This window comes from Aeromonas sp. ASNIH7, assembly GCF_002903485.1.
Lineage (GTDB): Bacteria > Pseudomonadota > Gammaproteobacteria > Enterobacterales > Aeromonadaceae > Aeromonas > Aeromonas caviae.
The window spans coordinates 4,518,259-4,543,872 of the sequence record NZ_CP026226.1; the positions used below are offsets into that span (position 1 = coordinate 4,518,259).

Sequence of the window (25,614 nt, forward strand, 5' to 3'; positions counted from 1 at the left end):
GACTGTCCGGGAAGGGGCGTATTACTTCACGCGCATGCCCGGCTGGGCACCTTCCTGGGGCTCGAGGATCCAGAGATCCTTGCCGCCCGGACCTGCCGCCAGCACCATGCCTTCGGACATGCCAAAGCGCATCTTGCGCGGGGCCAGGTTGGCCACCATCACGGTCAGCTTGCCTTCCAGATCTTCCGGGTTGTAGGCGGACTTGATACCGGCAAAGACCTGACGGGTTTCGCCGCCGATATCCAGTTGCAACTTCAGCAGCTTCTCGGCTTCCGGCACCGCTTCGGCTTTCTTGATCAGCGCCACCCGCAGGTCAATCTTGGCAAAGTCGTCGTAGGTGATGGTCTCGCTGATGGGATCGTCCACCAGGGGGCCTGCCGGCTTCTTGCTCTGCTCCTTGGCGAGATCTTCCTTGGACGCTTCCACCATGGCATCCACCTTGGCGGACTCGATGCGGGAGAAGAGCGCCTTGAAGGGGGCGACGCCGTGGTCGACCAGAGGGGCGGCGATGCCGTCCCAGGTCAGGGTCTCGCCGAGGAAGGCTTCGGCGCGCTCGGCCAGTTGCGGCATGACGGGCTTCAAGTAGGCCATCAGCACGCGGAACAGGTTGATGCCGACGGAGCAGACGGCTTGCAGTTCGGCATCCGCCCCTTCCTGCTTGGCGATGACCCAGGGAGCCTTGTCGTCCACATAGCGGTTGGCCTTGTCGGCCAGTGCCATGATCTCGCGGATGGCGCGACTGAATTCGCGCGCTTCATAGGCTTCGGCGATGCTGGCGCTGGCGTTGGCAAACTCGGCGTAGAGTGCGGGCTCGGCGCAGGTGGCGGCCAGCTTGCCGTCAAAACGCTTGGCGATAAAGCCGGCGTTGCGAGAGGCCAGGTTGACCAGCTTGTTGACCACGTCGGCGTTGACGCGGGAGACGAAGTCTTCGAGGTTCAAGTCCAGATCGTCGATGCGGCTGTTGAGCTTGGCGGCGTAGTAGTAACGCAGGCACTCCGGATCCAGGTGCTTGAGATAGGTGGACGCCTTGATGAAGGTGCCCTTGGACTTGGACATCTTGGCGCCGTTGACGGTCACATAGCCGTGCACGTTGACCTTGGTCGGCTTGCGGAAGTTCGCGCCTTCCAGCATGGCCGGCCAGAACAGGCAGTGGAAGTAGGCGATGTCCTTGCCGATGAAGTGATAGAGCTCGGCGTCGGAGTCCGCTTTCCAGTAGCTGTCGAAGTCGATGTCGCCGCGCTTGTTGCACAGGTTCTTGAACGACGCCATGTAGCCGATGGGGGCGTCCAGCCAGACATAGAAGTATTTGCCGGGGGCGCCGGGAATTTCGAAGCCGAAGTAGGGGGCGTCACGGGTGATGTCCCACTGCTGCAGGCCGCTTTCGAACCACTCTTGCATCTTGTTGGCCATCTCTTCCTGGATGGCGCCGGAGCCGCGCACCCAGTCGGCGAGCCAGGCTTCGAACTGGGGCAGGTCGAAGAAGTAGTGCTCGGAGTCCTTCATCACCGGGGTCGCACCGGAGACGGCGGATTTCGGATCAATCAGCTCGGTCGGGCTGTAGGTCGCGCCGCAACTGTCGCAGTTGTCACCGTACTGATCGGGGGACTTGCACTTGGGGCAGGTGCCCTTGACGAAGCGATCCGGGAGGAACATGGATTTTTCCGGATCGAACAGTTGGGAGATGGTGCGGATCTTGATTTTGCCGGACTCTTTGAGGCGGCCATAGATCACGCCCGCCAGCTCGCGGTTCTCGTCGCTGTGGGTGGAGTGGTAGTTGTCGAAGCTGATGTTGAAACCGGCAAAATCCCCCTGGTGCTCCTGGGAGACGGCGGCAATCATCTCTTCCGGCGAGATCCCCATCTGCTGCGCCTTGAGCATGATGGGCGTGCCGTGGGCATCGTCGGCACAGACGAAATGCACCTGATGGCCACGCATTCGCTGATAACGAACCCAGATATCGGCCTGGATGTGTTCCAGCATGTGGCCGAGATGGATGGAGCCGTTGGCATAGGGGAGGGCGCAGGTTACCAGCATTCTACGAGGATCAGTTGCCATAATACGTTCTTTATGTGCCTGTTGGGATGATACAGTGCCGTGCATGTTACCCGAATTGGAGGCGGCCTGCCTAGGGTTGTGGCCCCCGGTGCCCTGACTGGCGGCATCACGATGACGTCGGCAAGCCACTGATTTATGTGCGGTAACCGTTCACCTCAGCATAACGACAACATAATGGGGAGTTAATGGTGATTGATTCAGTAAAACAGATCCTGGCCGAATTTAAGCCGGCAGGATGGGGCAAGGATCTGGTCGCGGCTGGTTTTGTGCGTACCGTCGAGCGGCACGAACAGACCCTGGCCATCACGCTGGTGCTGCCCTTTGCCGGCCAGTCCCTGTTTGAACAGATCAAAGAGGAGTTCGATGCCCGGCTGCGCAGCGCAACCGGTGCGACCCGCATCGACTGGACGGGGGAGATAGACGTGGCCAGCATGCCCCGCGCGCAGCAACTGGCGGCGGTGCAGGGGATCCGCAATATCCTGGTGGTTGCCTCCGGCAAGGGAGGGGTGGGCAAGTCCACTACCGCGGTCAACCTGGCGCTGGCGCTGCAAAAAGAGGGGGCGCGGGTCGCCCTGCTGGATGCGGACATCTATGGCCCCTCCATCCCGACCATGACGGGGACCCTCAAGGAGCGCCCTGTCAGCTTTGATGGCAAGTTGATGGAGCCGGTGATGGCCTGCGGCATCAAGAGCAACAGCATCGGTTATCTGGTGGCCGAGCAGGATGCCACCATCTGGCGCGGTCCCATGGCGAGCAAGGCACTCGGGCAGATCCTGCACGAGACCCGCTGGGGCGAGGTGGACTACCTGGTGGTGGACATGCCCCCGGGCACCGGCGATATCCAGCTGACGCTGGCCCAGCAGGTGCCCACCACGGCGGCGGTGATCGTCACGACGCCCCAGGATGTGGCGCTGGCAGATGCCCGCAAGGGGATTGCCATGTTCAACAAGGTCAATGTGCCTGTGCTTGGCATCGTCGAGAACATGAGTTACCACGTCTGCAGTGCCTGCGGGCATCACGAGCCGTTGTTCGGTACCGGCGGTGGCCAGAAGATGGCGGAGCAGTATCACGTGGCGCTGCTTGGTCAGTTGCCGCTGCATATCGACATTCGCCAGCACATGGATGACGGCTGCCCCACCGTGTTCGGTGCGCCGGATGGCGAGCTGTCACAGACTTACCTGAAACTGGCTCGCCGGGTAGGGGCCGAGCTCTATTTCAGCGCAAAACCGATTGCGACCCCGCTCTACACGGTGGCGCTGGACGAATAATCGGCGTTCGGCCAAGGGGGACGGATTTGGGGTGGGCATGGCCACCCCTTTTTCATATAATGGATCGGTTTAAACAATCCCCAGTGCTCTTCTCTTTAGGTATTTTCAATGTCTGATACTCAACATTCCTGCGTGATCATCGGTATTGCTGGTGCATCCGCGTCCGGCAAGAGTCTTATCGCCCAAACCATCTATGAAGAGCTGGTGGCCGAGCTGGGAGCGGGTCAGATTGGTGTGATCACCGAGGATTGCTACTACCGTGATCAGACCCACCTGACCATGGAAGAGCGGGTCAAGACCAACTATGACCACCCCAATGCCCTGGATCACGATCTGCTGGTGCAGCATCTGACCCAGCTGACGCAAGGGGAGGCGGTCAACATCCCCCAGTACTCCTATACCGAGCACACGCGCATGACCGAGGTCACTACCTTTGCACCGCGCCGTGTCATCATCCTCGAAGGGATACTGCTGTTGACCGACAGCCGCCTGCGCGAACTGATGGACGCCTCCATCTTCATGGATACCCCGCTCGACATCTGTTTGCTGCGCCGTCTGGTGCGCGATGTGCAGGAGCGCGGTCGTACCATGGACTCCGTACTCAAGCAGTATCAGAAGACTGTGCGTCCCATGTTCATGCAGTTCATCGACCCGTCCAAGCAGTATGCCGACGTGATCGTGCCCCGTGGCGGCAAGAACCGCATCGCCATCGACATGCTCAAGGCGCGTATCCGCCATATGTTGATTGGTTGAGAGAAAACAAGCCGGGTGATGCCCGGCTTTTTTTAATGAATCTTTTGTCAGGAGAGTCGCAGAATGCGTCTTTGTGATACCGATATCGAACGGCACCTGGATGAAGGCAAGATCGTCATCGAGCCGCGGCCCGGTGTTGAGCGGATCAGCGGCGTCAGCGTCGATGTGCTGCTGGGCAACGAGTTTCGGGTGTTTCGCGATCATACCGCGCCTTACATCGACCTTGGCGGTACCAGTGCCGAGATGGCCGATGCCATCGAGCGGGTGATGAGCGAGGAGATCCACGTGCCGGACGGTGAAGCCTTCTATCTGCACCCGGGTCAGCTGGCGCTGGCGGTGACCTATGAATCGGTTACCTTGCCCGCCGATATTGTCGGCTGGCTGGATGGTCGCTCCTCCCTGGCGCGCCTGGGCCTCATGGTGCACGTCACCGCCCACCGCATCGATCCGGGCTGGTCCGGCCGCATCGTGCTGGAGTTTTACAACGGCGGCAAGTTGCCTCTGGCCCTGCGTCCCAAGATGAAGATCGGTGCCCTGAACTTCGAGATGCTGTCAGGTACCGCGGCTCGCCCGTACAACAAACGGGAAAATGCCAAATACAAGAGTCAGCAAGGGGCTGTGGCCAGCCGGATCAACCAGGATTGATCCCCGCACCGTGCGGCTTGTCTATCGAGGAGGGTGCCAAGGCACCCTCTTTTTTATCTGACAAAAGGAAACGGGCGTGCCGAGTGGGTTGAAAAGCGGCCTTTTTCGGGACATTGAGCCATGCTCCGGCTTTGATTGGCGCCTATCCACAGCAATGGAATGGACTTAAATTAATCCTCGACAAGCCCCGTTCCTACAGGCCCTAAGACATTTTCTGACGGAATGCCCTTTTTTTTTTTTGCTGAAATATTTCAACAACGGGTATGGCGCATCGAGCCTTCTGGCATAATCCGCCGCAACTCATAAACAGGTTCGTTTTTATGTTTGAAATGTTTAGTGGTTTGGGTTTGTGGTGGTCAATCGGTTTGGTATTGGCCGTTTTTTTTGTGCTGGCCTATGAATTCATCAACGGCTTTCACGATACCGCCAACGCGGTAGCAACGGTTATCTATACCAAGGCGATGCCGGCTCATATGGCGGTGGTGGCTTCCGGTCTGTTCAATTTCGCCGGTGTCATGCTGGGTGGGTTGGGGGTGGCCTATGCCATCGTTCACCTGCTGCCCATCGATCTGCTGCTTGGCATGGACTCTACCCAGGGTCTGATCATGGTGTTCTCCCTGCTGTTCTCGGCCATCGTCTGGAACCTGGGAACCTGGTACTTCGGCATTCCGGCATCCAGCTCCCACACCCTGATCGGTTCCATCCTGGGGGTAGGCGGCGCCTATGCCCTGATCAGCCATCAACCTCTGAAAGAGGGTATCAACGTCGGCAAAGCCATCGACATCATGCTCTCTCTCATCATCTCTCCCACCGTGGGCTTCATCATTGCCGCCTTGCTGCTGTTCGCCATGAAGCGCGTATGGCTTGGCAGCAAGATCCACAAGACCCCGGAAGAGCGCCTGCTGGTGGACGGCAAGAAGCATCCACCGTTCTGGGCCCGTGTCACACTGATTTGCTCCGCCATGGGGGTGAGCTTCGTACACGGTTCCAACGATGGCCAGAAAGGCATCGGTCTGGTGATGCTGGTGCTGATCTGCATGGCGCCTGCCTATTTTGCGCTGGACATGAACAGCCGCTCCTATGATCTGGACAGAACCCAGGATGCCAACCAGCGCATCATGGAGATCTACCAGCGTAACCAGGATCAGGTCTCCCATCTGGTGAACTTCAGTGTCCCTGCCAAAGCCCAGGAGGAGCTGATGAGCCACTGTGCGGCAGGGGAGGCCCTGCAGGCCATGGCGACCCTCGACAAGCGTCTGGGCCAGGTGCGCACCTACGAGGAGATGAATCTGGTGGATCGCCGCGAAGTGCGTCGCCTGCTGCTGTGCATCGACGACACTGCCCGCAAGGTCTCCAAGTTGCCACTGCCGGCCAAGGAGCTGACCGATCTCGCCAAGTGGCGCAAGGATCTGACCGCAACGGCCGAATATGCGCCGACCTGGGTCATCGTGTCCATCGCCCTGGCGCTCGGGTGCGGTACCATGGTGGGCTGGCGTCGTATCGTCTACACGGTAGGGGAGAAGATCGGTTCCTCCGGCATGACCTACAGCCAGGGCATTGCAGCCCAGATCACGGCCGCCGCGTCCATCGGGATTGCGAGTCTGACCGGGATGCCGGTGTCCACCACCCACATTCTCTCCTCTGCGGTAGCGGGGACCATGGTGGCCAACAAGTCCGGCCTGCAGAGCCAGACCATCAAGACCATTCTGCTGGCCTGGGTGCTGACATTGCCGCTCACCATGCTGCTCTCCGGCGGTCTCTTCCTGCTGAACAACCATCTCTTTGGCGGATAAGCGCGACAGTCATTGGAAATGAAACAAGGGCCTTCGGGCCCTTTTTTGTTGCCTGGTGAATGTCACGTCATACGGCAATAGTTCAATGAGTAATAGCTGTATGCCATCAGACAAGAAGTTGAATGACATTATCTATCACCTCTTTGGCTTCTCTACATCCCTGAGCCACTCGTTGTGCACAGTGAGGGGAACCTGCCTGTGTGACGCCTTGTTACGAGCCGACCCTTGCACGTGAAGCTGAAGGGAGGGCGTTCAACGGGTCTATGATCCTCACCAGAAATGATGAGAGTGAAGAGTGCCACAGGTTGCCCTATGTCTGGCATTCCCGTTCAACCTGGGTTGTCTCAGCCACCACTGAACACACCGACTGTGCTACCAAAGGGGAACGCTGCCAGACTGTTTGCCAATGGCTTCATATGCTGTCAATGCACGGACCCTGTCGACAAAGCAGAGCATGTCGTGATGCTTTGACAGAGATGAATTCTCTGTCTGGTGTGTTATTCACGTCTTGTTTGGACTGTGTGTGGTCGCTGAACATCGGGAAAGCGGCGGATATCGAACGGGCAGGGGGGAGAGCAAGGCGATGTCAGCCCCAATAAAGAGACAAAAAAAGAGCCACACGATGTGTGGCTCTTTATTCAGACTAACGAGTCTGCTCAGGGGCGACCGGCCGGGCTGGTTGCCACGTTGCTGGCAGCGGTGCTGCCACCGTGGCGACCGGAGGTCACGACTTCGCTGCGTACCAGGGGAGCGTACTCCACGGGTTCACGGGGTGTCGGGGCAGGAGCCGCAGCTGGCGTTGCCATGGGCGCATAAGCCTTGCGGGCACGGGCCAATACACCGGCACCCTTGCTGACCTTCACTTCGGGGCTGGTTGCTGGCTCGGTTTGCACCACGGCAGCCGGCATCTCGACGACCTCCGCCTCGGCGGTGGCCGTCTCCTCAGCGATAACGACAGGTGCCGCTTCAGCAACCGGTGCAACCTCTTCTGGGATGGCCTCCACTTGCTGGGTCTGCTCGACAGCATCGATCACGGCGACAGGTTCGTCATGAGAGGCGGTGTTGACGATAGGTTCGACCATCTCGGGTTCGACAACTGCCACTTCGGCGACGGGTTCAGCGTCTGCTTGCGCAACCTGCTCAACTTCGTCAGTGGAGGGCGCATCCACAGCCTGGGCTGCCAGTGCTTGCTCTGCCGCTTCCTCAGCAACGGCTTCAGCCACCACGTGTTCGGTCAGTGCGGCGGAAGCCTGCAGGGCGGCTGCAACCGCTTCTGCGCTCGGAATGGTGATGACAGGCACAACCGGTTCTTCCACCTTCACCTGAGCCGCATCGGCCTGGGCCGCGGTAGTCAGCTGCACTTCACCTTGTGCTTCGTCTTCACGCTGGCCACGAGCCTCTTCGTTGATGCGCTTGCGACGTTGTCCTTCGATGCGCTGATTGCGCGGGGTACGGCGGGAACGACGCTGACCTTCGCCTTGCTCTTCTTGTTGCTCAGCAGCGGCGGCTTGCACGTCGGCGACATCGGTGATTTGCTCGTCAGTCGGCAGGGCAGGGGTGTCGGTCGCGGCGACATCGACACGGATCTGCTTGCGCAGTTGGCGACGTTCGCGGCGCTCGGCCACTTTTTGCTCTTTTTCCTGACGCGGTTCAGCGCTGGCGACCGCAGTATCAACGGTATCAACCGCCTCGACGCTCACCTCGGCACGGGGTTCGCGGGGGGCGCGAGGTTCACGAGCCGGACGCGGGGCACGAGGTTCGCGCTCCTGGCGGGGTTCGCGAGGCTCACGCTCCATGCGCTGTTCGGTGCGCACTTCGCCACGGGGTTCCCGTTCCTGGCGCGGTTCCCGCTCTTGACGAGGCTCACGCTCTTTGCGCGGGCGACGATTGCGATCACTGCTCTCGCGGCTGGCTGCGCCTTCACGCTTCTCGCCGGCCTCGACATTGCGACTGCCGCGGTTGTCATCGCGACGGCCACGTTGACCACGGCTGCGGGATTCATCGCGCTGGTGACGGTGCCCGTCATCCTTGCGAGCTTCGCGCTGGGCGGCCGGTTTGTCGGCAGGCGCCTTCACCTCGGCCGGAGCCGCATCGGAGGAGGCACCGAACAGGCCGGAGAAGGCCTTGGCCAGCTTGCCAAAGAAGCCGACTTGTTCTGCAACCGGAGCGGGAGTCGCAACAGGAGCCGGGGCGGTGGGCGCAACCGGCTGGGGAGCCGGGGCAAACCCTTGCAGCAGCGGCTGTTCGCGCTCGACTACCTGAGCCTGGCGCGGCTGATAGACCGGCTTGGCAATCTCGGTTTTGAGCTCGTAGCTGGCCGCTTCCGGGATCTCGTTCTGACGGATGCGGGTCACTTCGTAGTGCGGGGTTTCCAGATGCTGGTTCGGAATGATGTAGACACGCACATCATTGCGCTGTTCCAGATTGGCGATGGAGGTACGCTTCTCGTTGAGCAGATAGGCGGCCACATCGACCGGCACCTGGGCATGAACCTGCTCGGTGTTGTCCTTCATGGCCTCTTCTTCGATGAGACGAAGGATGGACAGGGCGAGGGATTCGTTGTCACGGATGACCCCCTGACCCTGGCAACGGGGGCAGATATGGCTGCTGGACTCGTTGAGGGAGGGACGCAGACGCTGGCGAGACATCTCCAGCAGACCGAAACGGGAGATACGGCCCAGCTGGATACGGGCACGATCCTGATGCACCGCTTCACGCAGACGGTTTTCCACTTCGCGCTGATGGCGAACCGGGGTCATGTCGATGAAGTCGATGACAATCAGGCCACCCAGGTCACGCAGACGCAATTGACGGGCAATCTCGTCTGCTGCTTCCAGGTTGGTCTGCAGGGCGGTCTCTTCGATATCGCCGCCCTTGGTGGCGCGGGAGGAGTTGATATCGATGGAGGTCAGTGCTTCGGTCGGATCGATGACGATGCTGCCGCCGGAGGGCAGGCGCACTTCGCGCTGGAAGGCCGATTCGATCTGGCTCTCGATCTGGAAGTGGTTGAACAGGGCGACATCGCCCTTGTACAGCTTCACGCGATTGAGAAAATCGGGACGGACCAGCTCGATATGTGACTTGGCGCGCTCGAAGATGACCGGGTTGTCGATCAGGATCTCGCCCACATCGCGACGCAGATAGTCACGGATGGCGCGCACGATGACGTTGCTTTCCTGGTGAATGAGCACCGGAGCGGAACGTTGTTGTGACGCCTTGTGGATGGAGTCCCAGTGATTGAGCAGAACGTTCAGATCCCACTCCAGCTCTTCCGGGGACTTGCCCACACCGGCGGTGCGCACGATGAGGCCCATGCCGTCCGGCACGGTCAGTCCGCTCAGGGCTTCCTTCAGCTCGGTCCGCTCGTCACCCTCGATGCGACGGGAGATGCCGCCGGCACGAGGGTTGTTCGGCATCAGCACCAGGTAGCTGCCAGCCAGACTGATGAAGGTGGTGAGGGCTGCACCCTTGGTACCACGCTCTTCCTTGTCGATCTGGACAATGACTTCCTGGCCTTCGCGGACCACTTCTTTGATGTTGGGACGACCCTGATAGGAGTAACCGGAGGGGAAGTAATTGCGGGCGATTTCCTTTAACGGCAGGAAACCGTGGCGTTCGGCGCCATAGTCAACAAAAGCAGCTTCGAGACTGGGTTCTACTCGGGTGATTTTGCCCTTGTAAATGTTCGCTTTTTTCTGCTCGTGTCCCGGACTTTCAATATCCAAATCGTAGAGCTGTTGTCCGTCAACCAGCGCTACGCGCAACTCCTCTTCCTGAGTCGCGTTGATTAGCATTCTTTTCATTGAGTTCTCATTATTTTGTCATTTTGATTCCTCCACTGGGTCCTGCCGGCGCCGGCCTCGGGTCTTCAGCATGCTGGGGCAACCTCCCGGTTGGGGTATGCATGAGGCGCAAACTAAGGGCACTCTGGTTCAGCCTTCTCGAGAGGGCGTGAATTAAGGATACCGATGTGGAGACAATTTACGTCGGCTCTGTTTGTGTTCTCCATGCGTTGTACCTCGCACCCGGGAACCGTCATGTTCTTGTATACACGGTGTTTCGGGATTGGGTGGCATACATTTTGGCCACTTAGTACAAGGCTTGAACACAATGCCAAAACCTTGTTTATTATCCCATTTAAACCACTTTTATAGCAAGACGCCATTTTTTAACAAAGCATGGAGCCAAGGGCTGTCTGCGGTGTTAAAATCCGCGCCATGACACAGATACATCAACAAGTGCAGCTGCTCACCATCGAAGCTGAGCATGACGGGCAGCGCATCGACAATTTTCTCAAGACTCAGTTAAAGGGCGTCCCCAAGAGCCTGATCTATCGCATCCTTCGAAAAGGGGAGGTGCGGGTCAACAAGAAGCGCATCAAACCGGAATACAAGCTTTGTGCCGGTGACGAGGTGCGGGTGCCCCCCGTGCGTGTGGCCGAGAAGAATGAGTTGCCTTCTGCCAACCTCGGCAGCATCCAGCGTCTGGAGAGTCAGATCCTGTTTGAAGACGACGCCATGATAGTGCTAAACAAGCCGTCCGGCATGGCAGTTCACGGCGGCAGCGGCCTCAGTTTTGGCGTCATCGAAGGGCTGCGTGCCCTGCGCCCCGAAGCCCGCTTCCTCGAACTGGTGCACCGGCTGGATCGTGACACCTCCGGCGTACTGCTGGTTGCCAAGAAGCGCAGTGCCCTGCGGAGCCTGCACGAGCAGCTGCGGGTCAAAACCATGCGCAAGCAGTATCTGGCGCTGGTGCGCGGCCAGTGGCAACCCCACGTCAAGGTGGTCAATGCGCCACTTCGCAAAAATGATCTGCAATCCGGCGAGCGGGTGGTGCGGGTCAGCAGCGATGGCAAACCCTCCGAGACCCGGTTCCGGATTGCCCGTCAGTTTGCCGAGGCTACCCTGGTCGAGTGCAGCCCCATCACTGGCCGTACTCACCAGATCCGTGTCCACACCCAGCACGCCGGCCATCCCATCGCCTGCGATGACAAATATGGTGAGACCGGGTTTGATGAAAAAATGCGAGGGCAGGGGCTAAAGCGTCTGTTCCTGCACGCCTGGAAGCTCACCTTTACTCATCCGGTGGATGAGCGGGAGATGCAGGTGGAAGCGCCATTGTCACCGGAGCTTGAGGCGTTTCTCGCCAAGCTGCCACGCTGACAACCATGAAAAACGGGAGCCAGGCTCCCGTTTTTCATGGCAGAGTTCTTGTTATGGCAGAGCCAGGCCGTGGCGACCCAGGAGATCAACCAAGCCTATCAGGGGAAGACCGACAAGGGCGTTGGGATCGCGCCCCTCCAGCGCCTTGAACAAGACGATGCCCATTCCCTCGCATTTGAAGCTGCCGGCACAATCCAGAGGACGTTCGGCCTCCACATAGCGACGGATGGCTGCTTCGTCGAGCGAGCGAAAATACACGGTGAAAGGCTCGACGAGCTGCTCGGCATGGCCATTCGCAGCATTGATCACACAGAGCCCGGTGTAAAAGATGACGCGCTTGCCTTGTGCCCGCAGCAACTGCTCGACCGCCTTCTCCACCGTGCCGGGCTTGCCGAGGATCTGCCCGTCACAGACGCACACCTGATCTGAACCGATGATCAATCCTTGATCACGGTCAGTAGCAACGGCATTCGCCTTGGCAAATGCCAATCTGCTGACCAGGGCTTCTGCGGTCTCCCCGTGTCGCGCTGTCTCATCGACTTGAGGAGCAGCACAGTGAAATGGCTGACCGAGTTTTTCCAGCAAGGTTTTGCGGTAGGACGAGGTGGACGCGAGGATCAAGGAAGGCTGCATGTTTTGATGATATCCATTTATAAATCAATTGGTTGATTCTATCTGTGCAGATGGGGCCACGCAAACAGGAGATGTCTACAGTGGGACTCGCCTAATTAGCGGGAAGCATGCATGCTGATGGAACCACAGCACAAACACAATCGCCAGCTGGGCAGGGACATGGCAACTTCGTCAGGGGGATGAGGGGGTGATGCTTTGGACCCAGCCACATCCTCCGACATCTTTTCAGGCCTTACGTCTGGAGATGCGCGTGAATGCCGATCCTGGCGCGCTGATCACGGTACTGCGCAACACGGTGCGCCATGAAGAGTGGTTGCCCCAGAGCCGTGAAGTCAGGGTGCTGGCCAGATCGGGTCCCGACGATGATCTGGTCTATACCCGCCTGGCGTCTCCCTGGCCGGTGCAAGACAGGGAGCTCATCACCCGCTCCCATTTGAGTCGACGCATCGATTGCGGCCTGACTCTCGAGGTGTGGGCAGAGCCGAATGCCCTGCCATTGCATGCAGGGCTGTTCCGGATCCAGGAAAGCGCTGGACGGTGGGAGGCGCTACCCCAACGGGATGGCAGCACACTCGTTCGGCTCGAAACCTATACCAACCCGGGCAACAACTTGCCGGGCTGGCTGGTCAATCCCATTGCCATCAAGGCTGCCGTGGGCAGTTTCAAAGCCATACGCAGACTGATGGAAGCCGAGCCCAGAGTGGCTGCGACACCAGGCCTGCTGGGGAGAGACCCGCGCTGTTCTGCCACCTGATGAGACACCAAGGAGCACATCCGGTGGACAGACAGGAGAGGGGAACAGGATCCTGTGCCAGATCCTGCACGATATGGCATAATCGGCCACCGATGAGCACAAGTTCCTCTTGCAGGGGCCTGTGAAGGTAAAATCATCGGCGGTAAGGACTTTTTCCTTTGACTATCCCTTGTTGGACCTATATTATTCGCGCCCTATGCAAAAGGTGAAGTTGCCCGTTAAGGTTGATCCAGTCCGTAATGCCTTGAAGCTACTCGATTATGTCGGGATAGTGGAAAAGTCGCAGATGCCCAGGCTGGAGGAATCAACCGAAGGCTTGCGAAGTGATGTGGATGTCACACTGCACTTTGGCAAAGATGTCCAGAAGTTGACCGTTATGAAAGGCACTGCCCATGCCAAGGTCGACCTGGTTTGCCAGCGTTGTGGTGAGACGTTTGAACACCTTTGTGAAGCTAGTTTTATTTACACTCCGCTGTTCGAAAGAACAAACGAGGAAGAACTGCCGGAAGCTTATGAGCCCATTGAGTTGGACGAAAACGGCGAGATAGATCTTCATCAAATCCTGGAGGATGAACTCATCCTCTCGTTGCCTCAGGTAGCCATGCATCCGGTGGATGTGTGTCCCAGAGGAAACATGGAGATGACCTGGGGTGAAATCGAACCTGCTGATGAGCGGCCGAATCCCTTTGCAGTTCTTGAAGCGCTCAAACGTAAGTGAATTTTAGGAGTTAGCCTACCATGGCCGTACAACAGAACCGTAAAACCCGCGCCAAGCGTGGCATGCGTCGTTCCCACGATGCGCTGACCACCGCTGCCCTGACTGTTGATCAGACCAGTGGCGAAATTCATCGTCGTCACCACGTGACTGCCGATGGTTTCTACCGCGGTAAAAAGGTAATCGCTTAAGGATTGCCTTTGTCTACGCAAACTGTCGCGCTAGACATAATGGGGGGAGATATCGGCCCCTCGGAAACAGTGCCTGCCGCCGTGCAGGCACTGTCTCTTCTACCCCAGCTAAAACTTGTTCTGGTCGGTGATCAACACCAGACCGCCTCTCTTCTGCAGCAACATGGCTTGCTCAACCACCCTCGCGTTCGTCTCGTGCATGCCTCCCAGGTCGTGGGCATGGGCGAAAAGCCTATCGTGGCGCTGCGTACCCTGAAAGACTCCTCCATGCGCGTGACCCTGGATCTGGTCAAGAGCGGCGCTGCCGATGCCTGTGTCAGTGCAGGCAACACCGGTGCCTTGATGGCCATGGCCAAGTGCGTGCTCAAATCCTTGCCCGGTGTTGACCGGCCAGCCCTCATCAAGGCGCTGCCCACATTGAGTGGAAAGCGGACCGTGATGCTGGATCTGGGTGCGAACGTGAGCTGCGATGCCGACACCCTGCTGCAATTTGCCGTGATGGGCGCCGTAGTCGCAGAGAAGGTGGAGGGGATACCTTCACCCAGAGTGGCACTGCTCAACGTAGGGGAGGAGGAGATCAAGGGCAACGACCTGGTGCGCCACAGCGCCGAGTTGCTGCGCCAATGCTCCGCCCTGAATTTTGTCGGTTTCATTGAGGGGGACAGGATCTTCAGCGGCGAGTGCGACGTGATCGTCTGCGACGGTTTCGTGGGCAACGTGGCGCTCAAGACCGCGGAGGGGGTGGTGCGGATGATGGCCGAACTGGCCGGATATCCGCGCAAAAAACGCAGTTTTCTTGGTCGACTCGCCGGATTTATGTTCAAACGGCGTTTCTCTTACCTGAACCCCGACCAGTATAATGGCGCGAGTCTGTTAGGATTGCGCGGCATTGTGGTAAAAAGCCATGGGCGGGCCGAGCGCCGCGCTCTGTGTCATGCGATTCTGCTGGCCGCACAAGAAGCCAGACATCAACTTCCATTGCAAATTGCAGATCGCCTTGAATCTGTCTTTTCCGACAGGGATTTATAAAACTCTATGCATAGCAAAATTCTGGGTACTGGCAGTTATCTGCCGAGTTCGGTTCGTACCAACGCCGATCTTGAACAGATGGTTGAAACCAGTGACGAATGGATCGTGGAACGCACCGGGATCCGTGAACGCCGTATCGCCGGAGCCGACGAAACCGTCGCGACCCTTTCTCATCAAGCGGCCTTGCGTGCGCTTGATGCGGCAGGTCTGACTGCCGCCGATCTGGACATGATAGTGCTGGCCACTACCAGCGCAGAGAATGCCTTCCCAGCTGCTGCCTGTGAACTGCAGGGGCTGCTTGACGTACCGGGGATCCCGGCGTTTGACGTAGCCGCCGCCTGTGCCGGCTTTACATATGCTCTCGCCATCGCCGATCAGTTCGTCAAATCCGGCGCTGCTCGCCACGTGCTGGTTGTCGGTGCGGACGTGCTGTCACGCATGTGCGATCCCGAGGATCGCGGCACCATCATCCTGTTCGGGGATGGGGCAGGGGCCGTGGTCATCGGTGCCAGCGACACTCCTGGGATCCTCTCCACCCATCTGCATGCCGATGGCCGTTATGGCGAGCTGCTCAAACTGCCGCAGCCCCGTCGCGGCATGCCGGGTGCTGAGCTCGAAGCCTACATGTACATGAAGGGCAACGATGTCTTCAAGGTGGCGGTGACACGCCTTAGCGAGATCGTGACCGAAACCCTGGCTGCGGCCAACGTCGAGCCGAGCGAGCTGGACTGGCTGGTGCCCCATCAAGCCAACTTCCGCATCATCAATGCCACCGCCAAGAAACTCGGCATGGGGCTCGACAAGGTGATCCTGACCCTGGATCGTCATGGCAATACCTCCGCGGCCTCCGTGCCCATCGCCTTCGATGAAGGGGTGCGCGATGGTCGCATCAAACCCGGCCAGCTGGTCCTGCTGGAAGCCTTCGGCGGCGGTTTTGCCTGGGGCTCTGCGCTGGTTCGCCTCTGATACCGAGCGGTGCCCGGTCCTCGGGCGCCCGCTTACCGAATTCGTCTTACCTTAAAGGAATCAATGATGACCCGATTTGCCATTGCCTTCCCGGGACAAGGCTCCCAGAGCGTCGGCATGCTGGCCGAGCTGGCCGAGCAACACGCAGTGATTAAAGAGACCTTCGCCGAGGCGAGCCAGGTGCTGGGCTATGACCTGTTTGCCCTGGTGATGGCAGGCCCGGCCGAGGATCTCAACAAAACCTGGCGTACCCAGCCAGCGCTGTTGACCGCCTCCGTCGCGCTGTGGCGCCTGTGGCAACAACAAGGCGGGGTAACCCCTGCCGTGATGGCCGGCCACAGCCTGGGGGAATACTCCGCCCTGGTGTGCAGCGGCGCGCTGGCGTTTGCCGATGCCGTCAAGCTGGTCGAGCTGCGTGGTTTGGCCATGCAGGAAGCCGTACCGGAAGGCACTGGCGCCATGGCTGCCATCATCGGTCTGGACAACGAAAGCATCGCTGCCAACTGTGAGAAAGCGGCCCAGGGGCAGGTGGTTTCTCCGGTCAACTTCAACTCTCCGGGTCAGGTGGTCATCGCCGGCCACAAAGAGGCGGTCGAGCGTGCCAACGTGCTGATGAAAGAGTCAGGTGCCAAGCGTGCCCTGCCGCTGCCGGTCTCCGTGCCCTCCCACTGCGCCCTGATGAAACCGGCCGCAGAAAAGCTGGCCGCCGCCCTGGATGGGATCGAGATCAAGGTTCCTGCCATCGCCGTCATCAATAATGTTGACGTCTCTTGTGAGCAGGATCCTGCCGCCATCAAGCAAGCCTTGGTGCGTCAGCTGTTCAGCCCGGTTCGCTGGACTGAAACGGTAGAGCGCATGGCAAACGACGGTGTTACCCTCGAGATCGAGATGGGCCCGGGCAAGGTATTGACCGGCCTGGCCAAGCGTATCGATGCGCGAGTGGAAGGTATTCACGCCAACGACGCCGCCTCGTTCGAGCAGGCACTGGCCCAGATCAAGTAAACAGGAGCAAGTCATGAGTTTTACCGATAAGGTTGTGTTGGTCACTGGCGCCAGCCGTGGCATTGGTCGTGCGATTGCGGAGATGTTTGCTGCTCGTGGCGCCAAAGTCGTGGGGACCGCGACCAGCGAGAGCGGTGCCGAGGCGATCAGTGCTTACCTGGGTGAACAAGGCTGCGGCATGGCACTGAACGTGACCAGTCAGGAATCTATCGAAACCGTCTTCGCCGCCATCAAGGCGCGTTTTGGCGACATCGACATCCTGATCAACAACGCCGGCATTACCCGCGACAACCTGCTGATGCGGATGAAGGATGACGAGTGGAACGAGATCATCGACACCAATCTCACCTCCCTGTACCGTCTGAGTAAGCCGGTATTGCGTGCCATGATGAAGAAGCGTAACGGTCGCATCATCAGCATCGGTTCCGTGGTCGGCACCATGGGCAACGCCGGTCAGGTCAACTATGCTGCTGCCAAGGCTGGTCTGGTTGGCTTTACCAAGTCGCTGGCCCGTGAAGTGGCATCTCGTGGCATCACGGTGAATGCGGTTGCTCCCGGTTTCATCGAGACCGACATGACCAAGGCGCTCAATGAAGAGCAGCGCGCCGGCATCATGAATCAGGTGCCTGCTGCCCGTTTGGGCGATCCGAAAGAAATTGCTGCCGCTGTGGTATTCTTGGCATCGGATGATGCCGCCTATATTACCGGCGAAACCCTGCATGTTAATGGCGGGATGTACATGGTGTAATCAATTTGTCGTGAGTTCTGTTCAAATTTGCGATAATACGCCGAAGTTTGGCGAATTTCGTGGTTTGACCAGCGGCAAGTCACTTGCAAACTCACGTCAATTGAATACACTACCCCAACCAGACGCAATAGCGTATTTTTAAAGGAAAATTCAGGTCATGAGCAACATCGAAGAACGCGTAAAGAAAATCATCATCGAACAACTGGGTGTTAAAGAAGAAGACGTGAAGAACGCTGCCTCCTTCGTCGACGACCTGGGCGCTGACTCTTTGGATACCGTTGAACTGGTAATGGCGCTGGAAGAAGAATTCGATACCGAAATTCCTGATGAAGAAGCCGAGAAGATCACCACTGTTCAAGCGGCTATCGACTACATCACCGCTAATCAGGAATAAGTTCCTGTTCTGAAAGAAGCGGCCCAAGGGCCGCTTCTTTTATGTTTACCCCTTTCAAAACACCTCTCGGAGACTACCTCAGTGTCAAAACGCAGAGTCGTGGTGACCGGCTTGGGGATGCTTTCCCCGGTAGGCAACACTGCCGAATCCAGCTGGCAAGCCCTGCTCAACGGGCAGAGCGGCATTTCCCTCATCGACCACTTTGATGCAAGCGAGTTCGCAACCCGTTTCGCAGGCCTGGTCAAGGATTTCGACCCCGAAGAGTTCGGCATCAACCGCAAAGAAGCCCGCAAGATGGATCTCTTCATCCAGTATGGCGTGGCGGCGGGTGTTCAGGCCCTGGAAGATTCCGGCCTGATCATCAACGAAGAGAACGCGGAGCGGGTAGGCGTTGCCATCGGCTCCGGTATCGGCGGTCTGGGTCTGATTGAGCAGAACCACAGCAGCCTCATCAATGGCGGCCCTCGCAAGCTGAGCCCTTTCTTCGTTCCGTCCACCATCATCAATATGGTGTCCGGTCATCTTTCCATCATGAAAGGCATGCAGGGCCCGAACATCGCCGTGACTACCGCCTGTACCACGGGTACCCATGCCATCGGCATGGCTGGCCGGATGATCGCCTATGGCGATGCGGACGTGATGGTTGCCGGTGGTGCCGAGAAAGCCTCCACCCCCATGGGCATGGGCGGCTTTGCCGCTGCCAAGGCGCTCTCCACACGTAATGACGAACCGCAGAAGGCGAGCCGCCCCTGGGACAAGGATCGCGACGGTTTCGTGCTGGGCGACGGTGCCGGCGTGTTGGTGCTGGAAGAGTATGAACATGCCAAGGCCCGCGGCGCCAAGATCTATGCCGAGCTGGTCGGCTTTGGCATGAGCGGGGATGCCTATCACATGACGGCCCCTCCCTCGGACGGCGATGGTGGCGCACGCGCCATGAAGAACGCCATCAAGGATGCTGGCATCGCACCCGAGCAGATCGGTTACATCAATGCCCACGGTACCTCCACGCCCCTTGGGGATGTGGCAGAGCTGCGCGGCATGAAGAAGGTGTTTGGTGACCATGCCAGCGCCCTGATGGTCAGTTCCACCAAGTCCATGACAGGCCACCTGTTGGGTGCGGCTGGCGCCATCGAGGCGATCATCACTGTGCTTTCTCTGCGTGACCAGATGGTGCCTCCCACCATCAACCTGGACAAGCCGGATGATGAGTGCGACCTGGATCTGGTGCCGCATGTTGCCAAGGCTGGCAGCTTCGAATATGCCCTCTCCAATTCCTTCGGTTTTGGCGGCACCAATGGCTCCCTGATCTTCAAACGCGTATAATTCGCTCTGGGCGAATGATAAGGCCCGATACGGCAGTATCGGGCCTTTTTTATCGGAGGGATCCCCTTGCTGATTAATGGAATACCCACAGAAACACTGTCAGCCAGGGATCGTGGGCTGGCATACGGTGATGGTCATTTCACAACCATACTGGTGAGGGAAGGGAAGGTACTCTGGTGGCAGGACCATCTGGCCCGGCTGCAACATGCCAACGCCCGGCTTGGTTTTGGCGAGCACTCCTGGGACCTGCTTGCCGACGAGGCGGCGCAGCTGGCTTCTGGGCAGGCACAGGCTGTCGTCAAGATAATGCTGACCCGGGGCGCCGGTGGGCGGGGATATGACGGCGCAGGCTGTGACACGCCCACTCGCATCGTCTCTTTGGCACCTTATCCTGAGCATTATCATGATTGGCAGCAAACCGGCATCAATGCCTTGGTATGCCAGCAGCATCTTGGGGACAGTCCCATGCTCGCCGGTCTCAAGACGCTGGGGCGCCTCGAACAAGTGATGCTGAAGCGCGAACTTGCTGCGCGCGGCGGGGTCGAAGGTATAGTCTTGAACAGCCGGGGATTTCTGGTAGAAGGGGTCAGCGCCAATCTGTTTTGGCGTCGCGGCAGGACGGTGTTCACACCGGATCTCACCCGCGCCGGGATCGATGGCATCATGCGCAAGCGCGTGATGACGATGCTTAAACAGATGGGCATTGAACTGCGTGTCGTTGAAGCTCCATTGGAGTCACTCTGGCAGGCGGAAGAGGTCTGGCTGACCAATACCCTGATGGGGATTGTCCCGGTCACCAGCATCGGGGATATGCACTATCCCAGTCCGGTATTGATCCGCCGTTTACAGGAGCGCTTGGTCATTGAAGTTTAATCGGCTTTACACCCTGCTCGCGGGGGCGGCACTCTCTGTCGCCGTTGCCGGAGGGTACGTGTATCACAAGTGGCAACAGGTGGAGACGCTCACCAACAAGGGGCCAACCCGCCTCTTTACCGTCGAAAAAGGCGCCCATGCGGCGCGCCTGATTGCCGAACTGGGAGAGGGGGAAACCAGCCCCTGGGCGGTGCGCCTCTGGTTGCGCGGTCATCCCGAACTGGTGGCCATCAAGTCCGGCACCTATGAAATCAAGGAAGGGGCGCCGCTCAAGGAGACTCTCTCTCTCTTTGCTTCCGGCAAGGAGTTTCACTTCAGCCTGACCTTTGTCGAAGGGTCCCGTTTTGAGGATTGGCTGAAGCAACTTTCCAGCGCCCCCTATCTGGAGCGCCTGACTCTGGAGCAGAGCGAAACCGAGCTGGCTCAGGAACTCGGCATCGAAAATGGCAAGCTGGAGGGGTGGTTCCTGCCGGAAACCTACGCCTATACCACTCATGCCAGCGATCTTTCCATCCTGCGCCGCGCCTATCAGGACATGAAAACGTTCCTGGAGGCTTCCTGGGAGAAGCGTCAGGCCAATCTGCCCTACAAGACACCCTATGAGGCGCTCATCATGGCCTCCATCATCGAAAAAGAGACGGGCCAACCGGATGAACGAGCCCAGATTGCCTCTGTGTTCGTCAACCGTCTACGCCTTGGCATGAAGTTGCAGACCGACCCTACCGTCATCTACGGGGTGAAGGAGAGGTACGATGGCAACATTCGCCGCAGCGATTTAACCGACGTGAACCCCTACAACACCTATGTGATCGACGGTCTGCCTCCGACGCCCATCGCCATGCCGGGCAAGGCCTCCATCGAGGCGGCGCTCAACCCCAAATCGACCGACTATCTCTACTTCGTTGCCAAGGGGGGCGGTGCCCACTACTTCTCCAAGACCCTCGATGAACACAATCGGGCGGTGCGTGAATACATATTGAAGAAACCCTAATGTCTAAATTTATCGTGATTGAAGGATTGGAAGGGGCAGGGAAGAGCTCTGCGGTGCGCTATGTGACCGACTATCTGCAAGCCCACGGAGTTGCGCGGATCGAGTGCACCCGGGAGCCGGGCGGCACGCCGCTGGCGGAACGCATGCGGGCCATCGTCAAGGAAGTGCACGACGAGCGCCTGACAGTCGAGGCCGAGCTGCTGTTGATGTACGCCTCCCGGGTACAACTGGTGGAGACCCGGATCAAGCCTGCCTTGGCAGACGGCATCTGGGTAGTGGGCGATCGCCACGATCTCTCCTCCCAGGCCTATCAGGGGGGTGGCCGCGGCATCGATGCGAACCTCATCGGCGCCATCAAACGGGCGGTCCTCGGGGATTTCAAGCCGGATCTGACGCTCTATCTGGACATCGATCCTGCCATCGGCCTGCAGCGGGCCCGCCATCGCGGCGAGCTGGACAGGATTGAGCTGGAGCAGATCGGCTTCTTTGAACGTACCCGCCAGCGTTACCTCGAGTTGGCGGCCGCCGATGATTCCATCCAGATCATCGATGCCGGGTTGCCCCCGGCGCAAGTCAAAGCCGCCATCGAGGCTGCCCTTGAGCATTATCTGGCAAGCGAGGGGCTATGTATCCCTGGCTGATCCCGGATTGGCATGCCCTGAGCGAGACGGCCCGGGCCGGACGGCTCGGGCACGCCTGGTTGCTGCTAGGAGATCCTGGTCTTGGCAAGGAGCAGCTTGCAGAGCGACTGGCGCGACTGCACCTGTGTCAGCATCCACAACGAGGTGAGCCTTGCGGTCAGTGCCACTCCTGCCAACTGTTTGAGAAGGGGCATCACCCGGATCTTGGCACCCTGGGGCCCGAGGGCAAGACCATAGGTGTCGAAGCCATCCGGGAGATTTGCAGCCGCCTCCAGAGCACATCCCAGCTCGGTCGCGGCAAGGTGGTGATCATTCAGGAGGCGGAGCGCATGACGGAGTCTGCCGCCAATGCTTTGCTGAAGACGCTGGAAGAGCCGGCTGGCGACAGTCTGTTGCTGCTCATCGCATCCCGGGTATCTCGCCTGCTCCCCACCATCTTGAGCCGTTGTCACAAGCATGTCTGCCAGCTCCCCTCTGAGGGGGAGACCCTTGCCTGGCTCGCCGAGCAGGGCCATCAGGCCACCCAGGCCCAGGTGCGGATCTGCCAGGGTGCGCCGCTGCGGGTGCTGAGCTACATCGAAGCACAGCAAGATGATGCCAGACGGGCATTGCTCGACGGATTTGTCTCGCTGGCATCGGCCCCCACCCGTGCGGCGAATGTCTGTGCCCAGTTGGCCGAGGATACTCAGGTCCGGCAGCACTGGTTGCAGCTCTTCCTGTGTGATGCCCTCAAGCTTCAGGCTGGCTGCGGCCATCATCAACTGGCAATGCCGGATCTTGCATCACTCAGCCAGCAACTGGCAGAGAAACACTCCAGCGAACGGCTCCTGGAAGCCGAACAGCAGCTGGTTATGCTGAAAGAGGCTTGTCAGCCAGGGCAGCTTTCCAATCCCACCATCCATTTGATGAACTGGCTCAATCGCTGGTTATAAACAAGGTTGTCTATGTTACTCGTTGATTCCCATTGCCATCTCGATCGCTTGAGTTATGGCTCCAAGCAGACCGACATGGCCGATGTATTGGCCAAGGCGGCGCAGCAGAGCGTGGGATATTTTCTCTGCGTGAGTGTGACCCAGGCCCAGTTCCCGACCATGATGGAGGCCATCGCTCCCTATCCCCAGGTGTTTGCCTCCTGCGGTGTCCACCCGCTCAATCAGGATCCCGGGGTGGATGCTGCCTTGCTGCTGACTCAGGCGGCCGATGAGAGAGTGGTGGCCATCGGCGAAACCGGGCTCGACTACTTCTATTCACCGGAAAACAAGGATGTACAGCAAGCCTCTTTCCGCGAACATATTCGTGTAGCCCGGGCACTGAACAAACCGCTCATCATCCACACCCGGGATGCCCAGGAAGACACGCTGCGGATCATGCGAGAGGAGGGGGCCGAACAGGTGGGCGGAGTGCTGCACTGCTTCACCGAGTCCCTCGAAATGGCCGAGGCCGCGATGGCCATGGGGTTCTACATTTCCATCTCGGGAATAGCCACTTTCAAGAACGCCTCAGCCCTGCAGGCCGTGGTCAAGGCGTTGCCCCTGGAGCGACTGCTGGTTGAAACCGACTCTCCCTATCTGGCACCGGTTCCGCACCGGGGGAGGGAGAATGAGCCGGCCTTTGTTCGCGACGTCGCCCAATTTATCGCGGATCTTCGCCAGATATCGCTCGCTGAATTGGCGGAGGCCACCAGCCACAATTTCTTCGAATTGTTCAAGTTGGCAAAGCGATAACAGACAACGCCCCGCATAGCGGGGCGTTTTACTATGACAATCAGCATTATCATTACCCATCCAAAAACAATCACGCCAAGTTGTTATCTCTCACTTTTTTTTTGCGGTGGATACTGATGAGATTAAATCCACAATCCTGATAAAACGGAGTAGAGATGACAGGGTACTTGAGAAATAAATGAGGGAGCTGAAATGGGTTAAAGCACTCTTCATAAGTATCGATAATATTCATTATCGATACTTGATAGATCTGGATGATCCTGTAAGATCCACCGAAACTCCGCTTTAAATCATAGAGTTAAGTGAACTACCCAAGCCTTCAAAACCCAGTTCAGCAATCCTTGCAGAGCGTCTTCGATCCTCAGCTGAACAGCCGGGCAAGACGCTTCCTGCGCAGCGCCAAAGCCGACTCCACCCTCAATGCCTATCAGGCAGATACCCGCATCTTTGTCTCCTGGTGCCAACTCCACGGGCTGGATCCCTTGCAGACGACACACCACGACATCATGAATTTTTTGGCGGATCAGGCCGACGGCATCCTGGCCAACTGGGTCTGGCTCGACAAGGAAGAAGGGAAGGGGGAGCTTCGCAACGGGGAGCCTCGCAAACCGGCCACCCTAGTAAGACGGCTTGCCGGCATTCGTTATGCCTTCAAGCAGAAGGGGATCCACCCCATGCCGACTGAGCATGCGGAGATAAAGGAGATGATGCGGGGCATAGTACGGCTCGGTGATAACCGCAAACGCAAAACGGGGGCGCTGACCCTGAAACCATTGGCCTGCGTGCTGGACGAGATAGATACCTGCAACCTGGCGGGACTTCGGGATTACACCCTATTGCTCCTGATGTTCAGTGGCGCCTTGCGCCGATCGGAAGCGGCCAGGATCGAGGTGAATGACGTGCAGTTTGTGGGGCAGGGGATACGCCTTCGTCTCAAACCAAGCAAACATCAGCTCCATGAATCGGAGATAGCACTCATTCCAGGTACCCGGTATTGCCCGGTCTCTGCACTGCAACAATGGCTGAAAAAAAGCCGGATTGCTGAGGGCCCCCTGTTTCGCCGGATGAATCGCTGGGGACAGCTGATGGCAGACCCCCTGGGGCCGCAAGGTATCAACCTGATGATCAAGCGGCGAACCGGCCAGGCCATCGACGATCTCCACGTCAGTGGCCACAGTTTGCGGCGGGGATTCATCACCTCTGCGGTAACGGCGGGCAAACCGATGAACAAGATCATCGAGGTGACAAGGCACAAGGACATGCGCACCTTGCAGGAATATTTCGATGATGCACACAAGTTCTCCGATCACGCCCTGGATGGGTTGTTATAGCAAACCGCGCCCCTGCTTTTTTTATGTTAAATGATATCCTGTTGATCTGATGGTATATTCAATCCGTCCTCCACAGACATCATGACGGTGGGAGAGTCGTAATCCGATTTACTTTCGTAGAAGATGCCAACGAAAAATGAGAGATAACATTCGCGACAATGATATGTCAGAGGGGCACGGCAGCCAGGAATTGAAGAAAAGCGCCGCTCAAGAGAACGCCGAACGCCAGCGTCAACATGTAAAGCGCAAGCAGGAAACCCACAGCCGGTTGCAATGCTGGATAAGCAACCGTCACGCCGAGCGGCTGCATGAACTCGGCCTGCATCTGGAAGACAGTCAGGCATCCCTCATCGAGCAGGCGATCGATCTGCTCTATCAGCACGAACTGCAACAAACGACCAACGCGCAGCAGAGCGATGTCCCCGAGTCGGCAGACATGCTCGAATAGACGATGGTATCGTGCCGGCATGGTTGAAAAAGGAAGACAAAAAAAGCCAGGTACGAATTCCTTGTACCTGGCATAGGGGAATTGGCTCCTTGCAGAGCCGTGCGCTAACTGGTATGCGGATAGCCTTAAGCTTAGACAAGGCTCTAGGCATTTCAAGAACCGGATAAAAGTTCAA

At 58.5% G+C, this 25,614-nt stretch carries 24 protein-coding genes; 21 read left to right on the plus strand and 3 right to left on the minus strand.

Annotation, left to right across the window (positions count from 1 at the left end; all coding sequences use genetic code 11):
* Nucleotides 1–21: 21 nt before the first annotated feature.
* Nucleotides 22–2,055, minus strand: coding sequence for a methionine--tRNA ligase (metG, locus tag C2U47_RS21140; protein WP_010674729.1), 2,034 nt, complete (start codon nucleotides 2,053–2,055; stop codon nucleotides 22–24).
* A 185-nt stretch (nucleotides 2,056–2,240) separates the two neighbouring features.
* On the opposite strand from metG, the gene apbC reads away from it, so the two are divergent.
* The 4 genes from apbC to C2U47_RS21160 all read left to right on the plus strand — a co-directional run bounded on the left by apbC (nucleotide 2,241) and on the right by C2U47_RS21160 (nucleotide 6,514).
* Entirely contained in the window at nucleotides 2,241–3,323 is a 1,083-nt protein-coding gene (apbC, locus tag C2U47_RS21145; protein ID WP_010674730.1) for an iron-sulfur cluster carrier protein ApbC, read from the plus strand.
* 108 nt (nucleotides 3,324–3,431) lie between these two features.
* Nucleotides 3,432–4,076, plus strand: a complete 645-nt coding sequence (udk, locus tag C2U47_RS21150) for a uridine kinase (protein WP_010674731.1) — start codon at nucleotides 3,432–3,434, stop codon at nucleotides 4,074–4,076.
* A 63-nt stretch (nucleotides 4,077–4,139) separates the two neighbouring features.
* Nucleotides 4,140–4,721, plus strand: coding sequence for a dCTP deaminase (dcd, locus tag C2U47_RS21155; RefSeq protein WP_010674732.1), 582 nt, complete (start codon nucleotides 4,140–4,142; stop codon nucleotides 4,719–4,721).
* Between the two features lie 320 nt (nucleotides 4,722–5,041).
* A complete protein-coding gene (locus C2U47_RS21160) occupies nucleotides 5,042–6,514 on the plus strand; it encodes an inorganic phosphate transporter (protein ID WP_029314527.1) in 1,473 nt (490 codons plus the stop codon).
* A gap of 656 nt (nucleotides 6,515–7,170) precedes the next feature.
* Here the strand turns inward: C2U47_RS21160 and rne are convergent.
* A complete protein-coding gene (gene rne / locus C2U47_RS21165) occupies nucleotides 7,171–10,317 on the minus strand; it encodes a ribonuclease E (RefSeq protein WP_029314528.1) in 3,147 nt (1,048 codons plus the stop codon).
* Nucleotides 10,318–10,731: 414 nt separating this feature from the next.
* On the opposite strand from rne, the gene rluC reads away from it, so the two are divergent.
* On the plus strand, nucleotides 10,732–11,676 hold the full coding sequence (gene rluC / locus C2U47_RS21170) for a 23S rRNA pseudouridine(955/2504/2580) synthase RluC (protein WP_010674735.1): 945 nt from the start codon (nucleotides 10,732–10,734) through the stop codon (nucleotides 11,674–11,676).
* 51 nt (nucleotides 11,677–11,727) lie between these two features.
* On the opposite strand, the gene C2U47_RS21175 is transcribed toward rluC, so the two are convergent.
* Nucleotides 11,728–12,309: a Maf family protein gene (locus tag C2U47_RS21175; protein ID WP_029314530.1), complete on the minus strand. Its 582-nt coding sequence runs from the start codon at nucleotides 12,307–12,309 to the stop codon at nucleotides 11,728–11,730.
* Nucleotides 12,310–12,499: 190 nt separating this feature from the next.
* On the opposite strand from C2U47_RS21175, the gene C2U47_RS21180 reads away from it, so the two are divergent.
* The 16 genes from C2U47_RS21180 to C2U47_RS21255 all read left to right on the plus strand — a co-directional run bounded on the left by C2U47_RS21180 (nucleotide 12,500) and on the right by C2U47_RS21255 (nucleotide 25,439).
* A complete protein-coding gene (locus C2U47_RS21180; protein WP_223916170.1) occupies nucleotides 12,500–13,063 on the plus strand; it encodes a hypothetical protein in 564 nt (187 codons plus the stop codon).
* Nucleotides 13,064–13,259: 196 nt separating this feature from the next.
* Nucleotides 13,260–13,781, plus strand: a complete 522-nt coding sequence (gene yceD / locus C2U47_RS21185; RefSeq protein WP_029314532.1) for a 23S rRNA accumulation protein YceD — start codon at nucleotides 13,260–13,262, stop codon at nucleotides 13,779–13,781.
* Nucleotides 13,782–13,801: 20 nt separating this feature from the next.
* Nucleotides 13,802–13,969: a 50S ribosomal protein L32 gene (gene rpmF, locus C2U47_RS21190; protein ID WP_005300935.1), complete on the plus strand. Its 168-nt coding sequence runs from the start codon at nucleotides 13,802–13,804 to the stop codon at nucleotides 13,967–13,969.
* A 9-nt stretch (nucleotides 13,970–13,978) separates the two neighbouring features.
* Nucleotides 13,979–14,998 carry a phosphate acyltransferase PlsX gene (gene plsX, locus C2U47_RS21195; RefSeq protein WP_010674739.1) on the plus strand — a complete coding sequence of 340 codons (1,020 nt, stop codon included), beginning with the start codon at nucleotides 13,979–13,981 and terminating at the stop codon, nucleotides 14,996–14,998.
* Between the two features lie 6 nt (nucleotides 14,999–15,004).
* A complete protein-coding gene (locus C2U47_RS21200; protein ID WP_010674740.1) occupies nucleotides 15,005–15,964 on the plus strand; it encodes a beta-ketoacyl-ACP synthase III in 960 nt (319 codons plus the stop codon).
* Nucleotides 15,965–16,030: 66 nt separating this feature from the next.
* Entirely contained in the window at nucleotides 16,031–16,966 is a 936-nt protein-coding gene (fabD, locus tag C2U47_RS21205; protein WP_010674741.1) for an ACP S-malonyltransferase, read from the plus strand.
* Between the two features lie 13 nt (nucleotides 16,967–16,979).
* Nucleotides 16,980–17,714 (plus strand): 3-oxoacyl-ACP reductase FabG, encoded by a 735-nt coding sequence (fabG, locus tag C2U47_RS21210; protein WP_010674742.1) that lies wholly within the window; start codon nucleotides 16,980–16,982, stop codon nucleotides 17,712–17,714.
* Nucleotides 17,715–17,871: 157 nt separating this feature from the next.
* On the plus strand, nucleotides 17,872–18,108 hold the full coding sequence (gene acpP / locus C2U47_RS21215; protein ID WP_005300909.1) for an acyl carrier protein: 237 nt from the start codon (nucleotides 17,872–17,874) through the stop codon (nucleotides 18,106–18,108).
* An 81-nt stretch (nucleotides 18,109–18,189) separates the two neighbouring features.
* Entirely contained in the window at nucleotides 18,190–19,431 is a 1,242-nt protein-coding gene (fabF, locus tag C2U47_RS21220) for a beta-ketoacyl-ACP synthase II (protein ID WP_010674743.1), read from the plus strand.
* Between the two features lie 66 nt (nucleotides 19,432–19,497).
* Nucleotides 19,498–20,304: an aminodeoxychorismate lyase gene (gene pabC / locus C2U47_RS21225; RefSeq protein WP_010674744.1), complete on the plus strand. Its 807-nt coding sequence runs from the start codon at nucleotides 19,498–19,500 to the stop codon at nucleotides 20,302–20,304.
* The gene (mltG, locus tag C2U47_RS21230) at nucleotides 20,294–21,295 is read left to right on the plus strand and encodes an endolytic transglycosylase MltG (protein WP_029314535.1); all 1,002 of its coding nucleotides are present in this window, start codon (nucleotides 20,294–20,296) and stop codon (nucleotides 21,293–21,295) included. The genes pabC and mltG overlap by 11 nt, the downstream gene beginning before the upstream one ends.
* Complete coding sequence (gene tmk, locus C2U47_RS21235) at nucleotides 21,295–21,936, plus strand: dTMP kinase (RefSeq protein ID WP_010674746.1); 642 nt, start codon at nucleotides 21,295–21,297, stop codon at nucleotides 21,934–21,936. Before mltG ends, tmk begins: the two co-directional genes overlap by 1 nt.
* Nucleotides 21,921–22,868 carry a DNA polymerase III subunit delta' gene (gene holB, locus C2U47_RS21240; protein WP_010674747.1) on the plus strand — a complete coding sequence of 316 codons (948 nt, stop codon included), beginning with the start codon at nucleotides 21,921–21,923 and terminating at the stop codon, nucleotides 22,866–22,868. The genes tmk and holB overlap by 16 nt, the downstream gene beginning before the upstream one ends.
* Nucleotides 22,869–22,880: 12 nt before the next feature.
* Nucleotides 22,881–23,660, plus strand: a complete 780-nt coding sequence (locus C2U47_RS21245; protein WP_029314537.1) for a TatD family hydrolase — start codon at nucleotides 22,881–22,883, stop codon at nucleotides 23,658–23,660.
* Nucleotides 23,661–23,962: 302 nt separating this feature from the next.
* Nucleotides 23,963–24,991 (plus strand): site-specific integrase, encoded by a 1,029-nt coding sequence (locus C2U47_RS21250; RefSeq protein WP_103261885.1) that lies wholly within the window; start codon nucleotides 23,963–23,965, stop codon nucleotides 24,989–24,991.
* A gap of 163 nt (nucleotides 24,992–25,154) precedes the next feature.
* A complete protein-coding gene (locus C2U47_RS21255) occupies nucleotides 25,155–25,439 on the plus strand; it encodes a RepB family protein (RefSeq protein WP_103261886.1) in 285 nt (94 codons plus the stop codon).
* The last annotated feature ends 175 nt before the right edge of the window (nucleotides 25,440–25,614 follow it).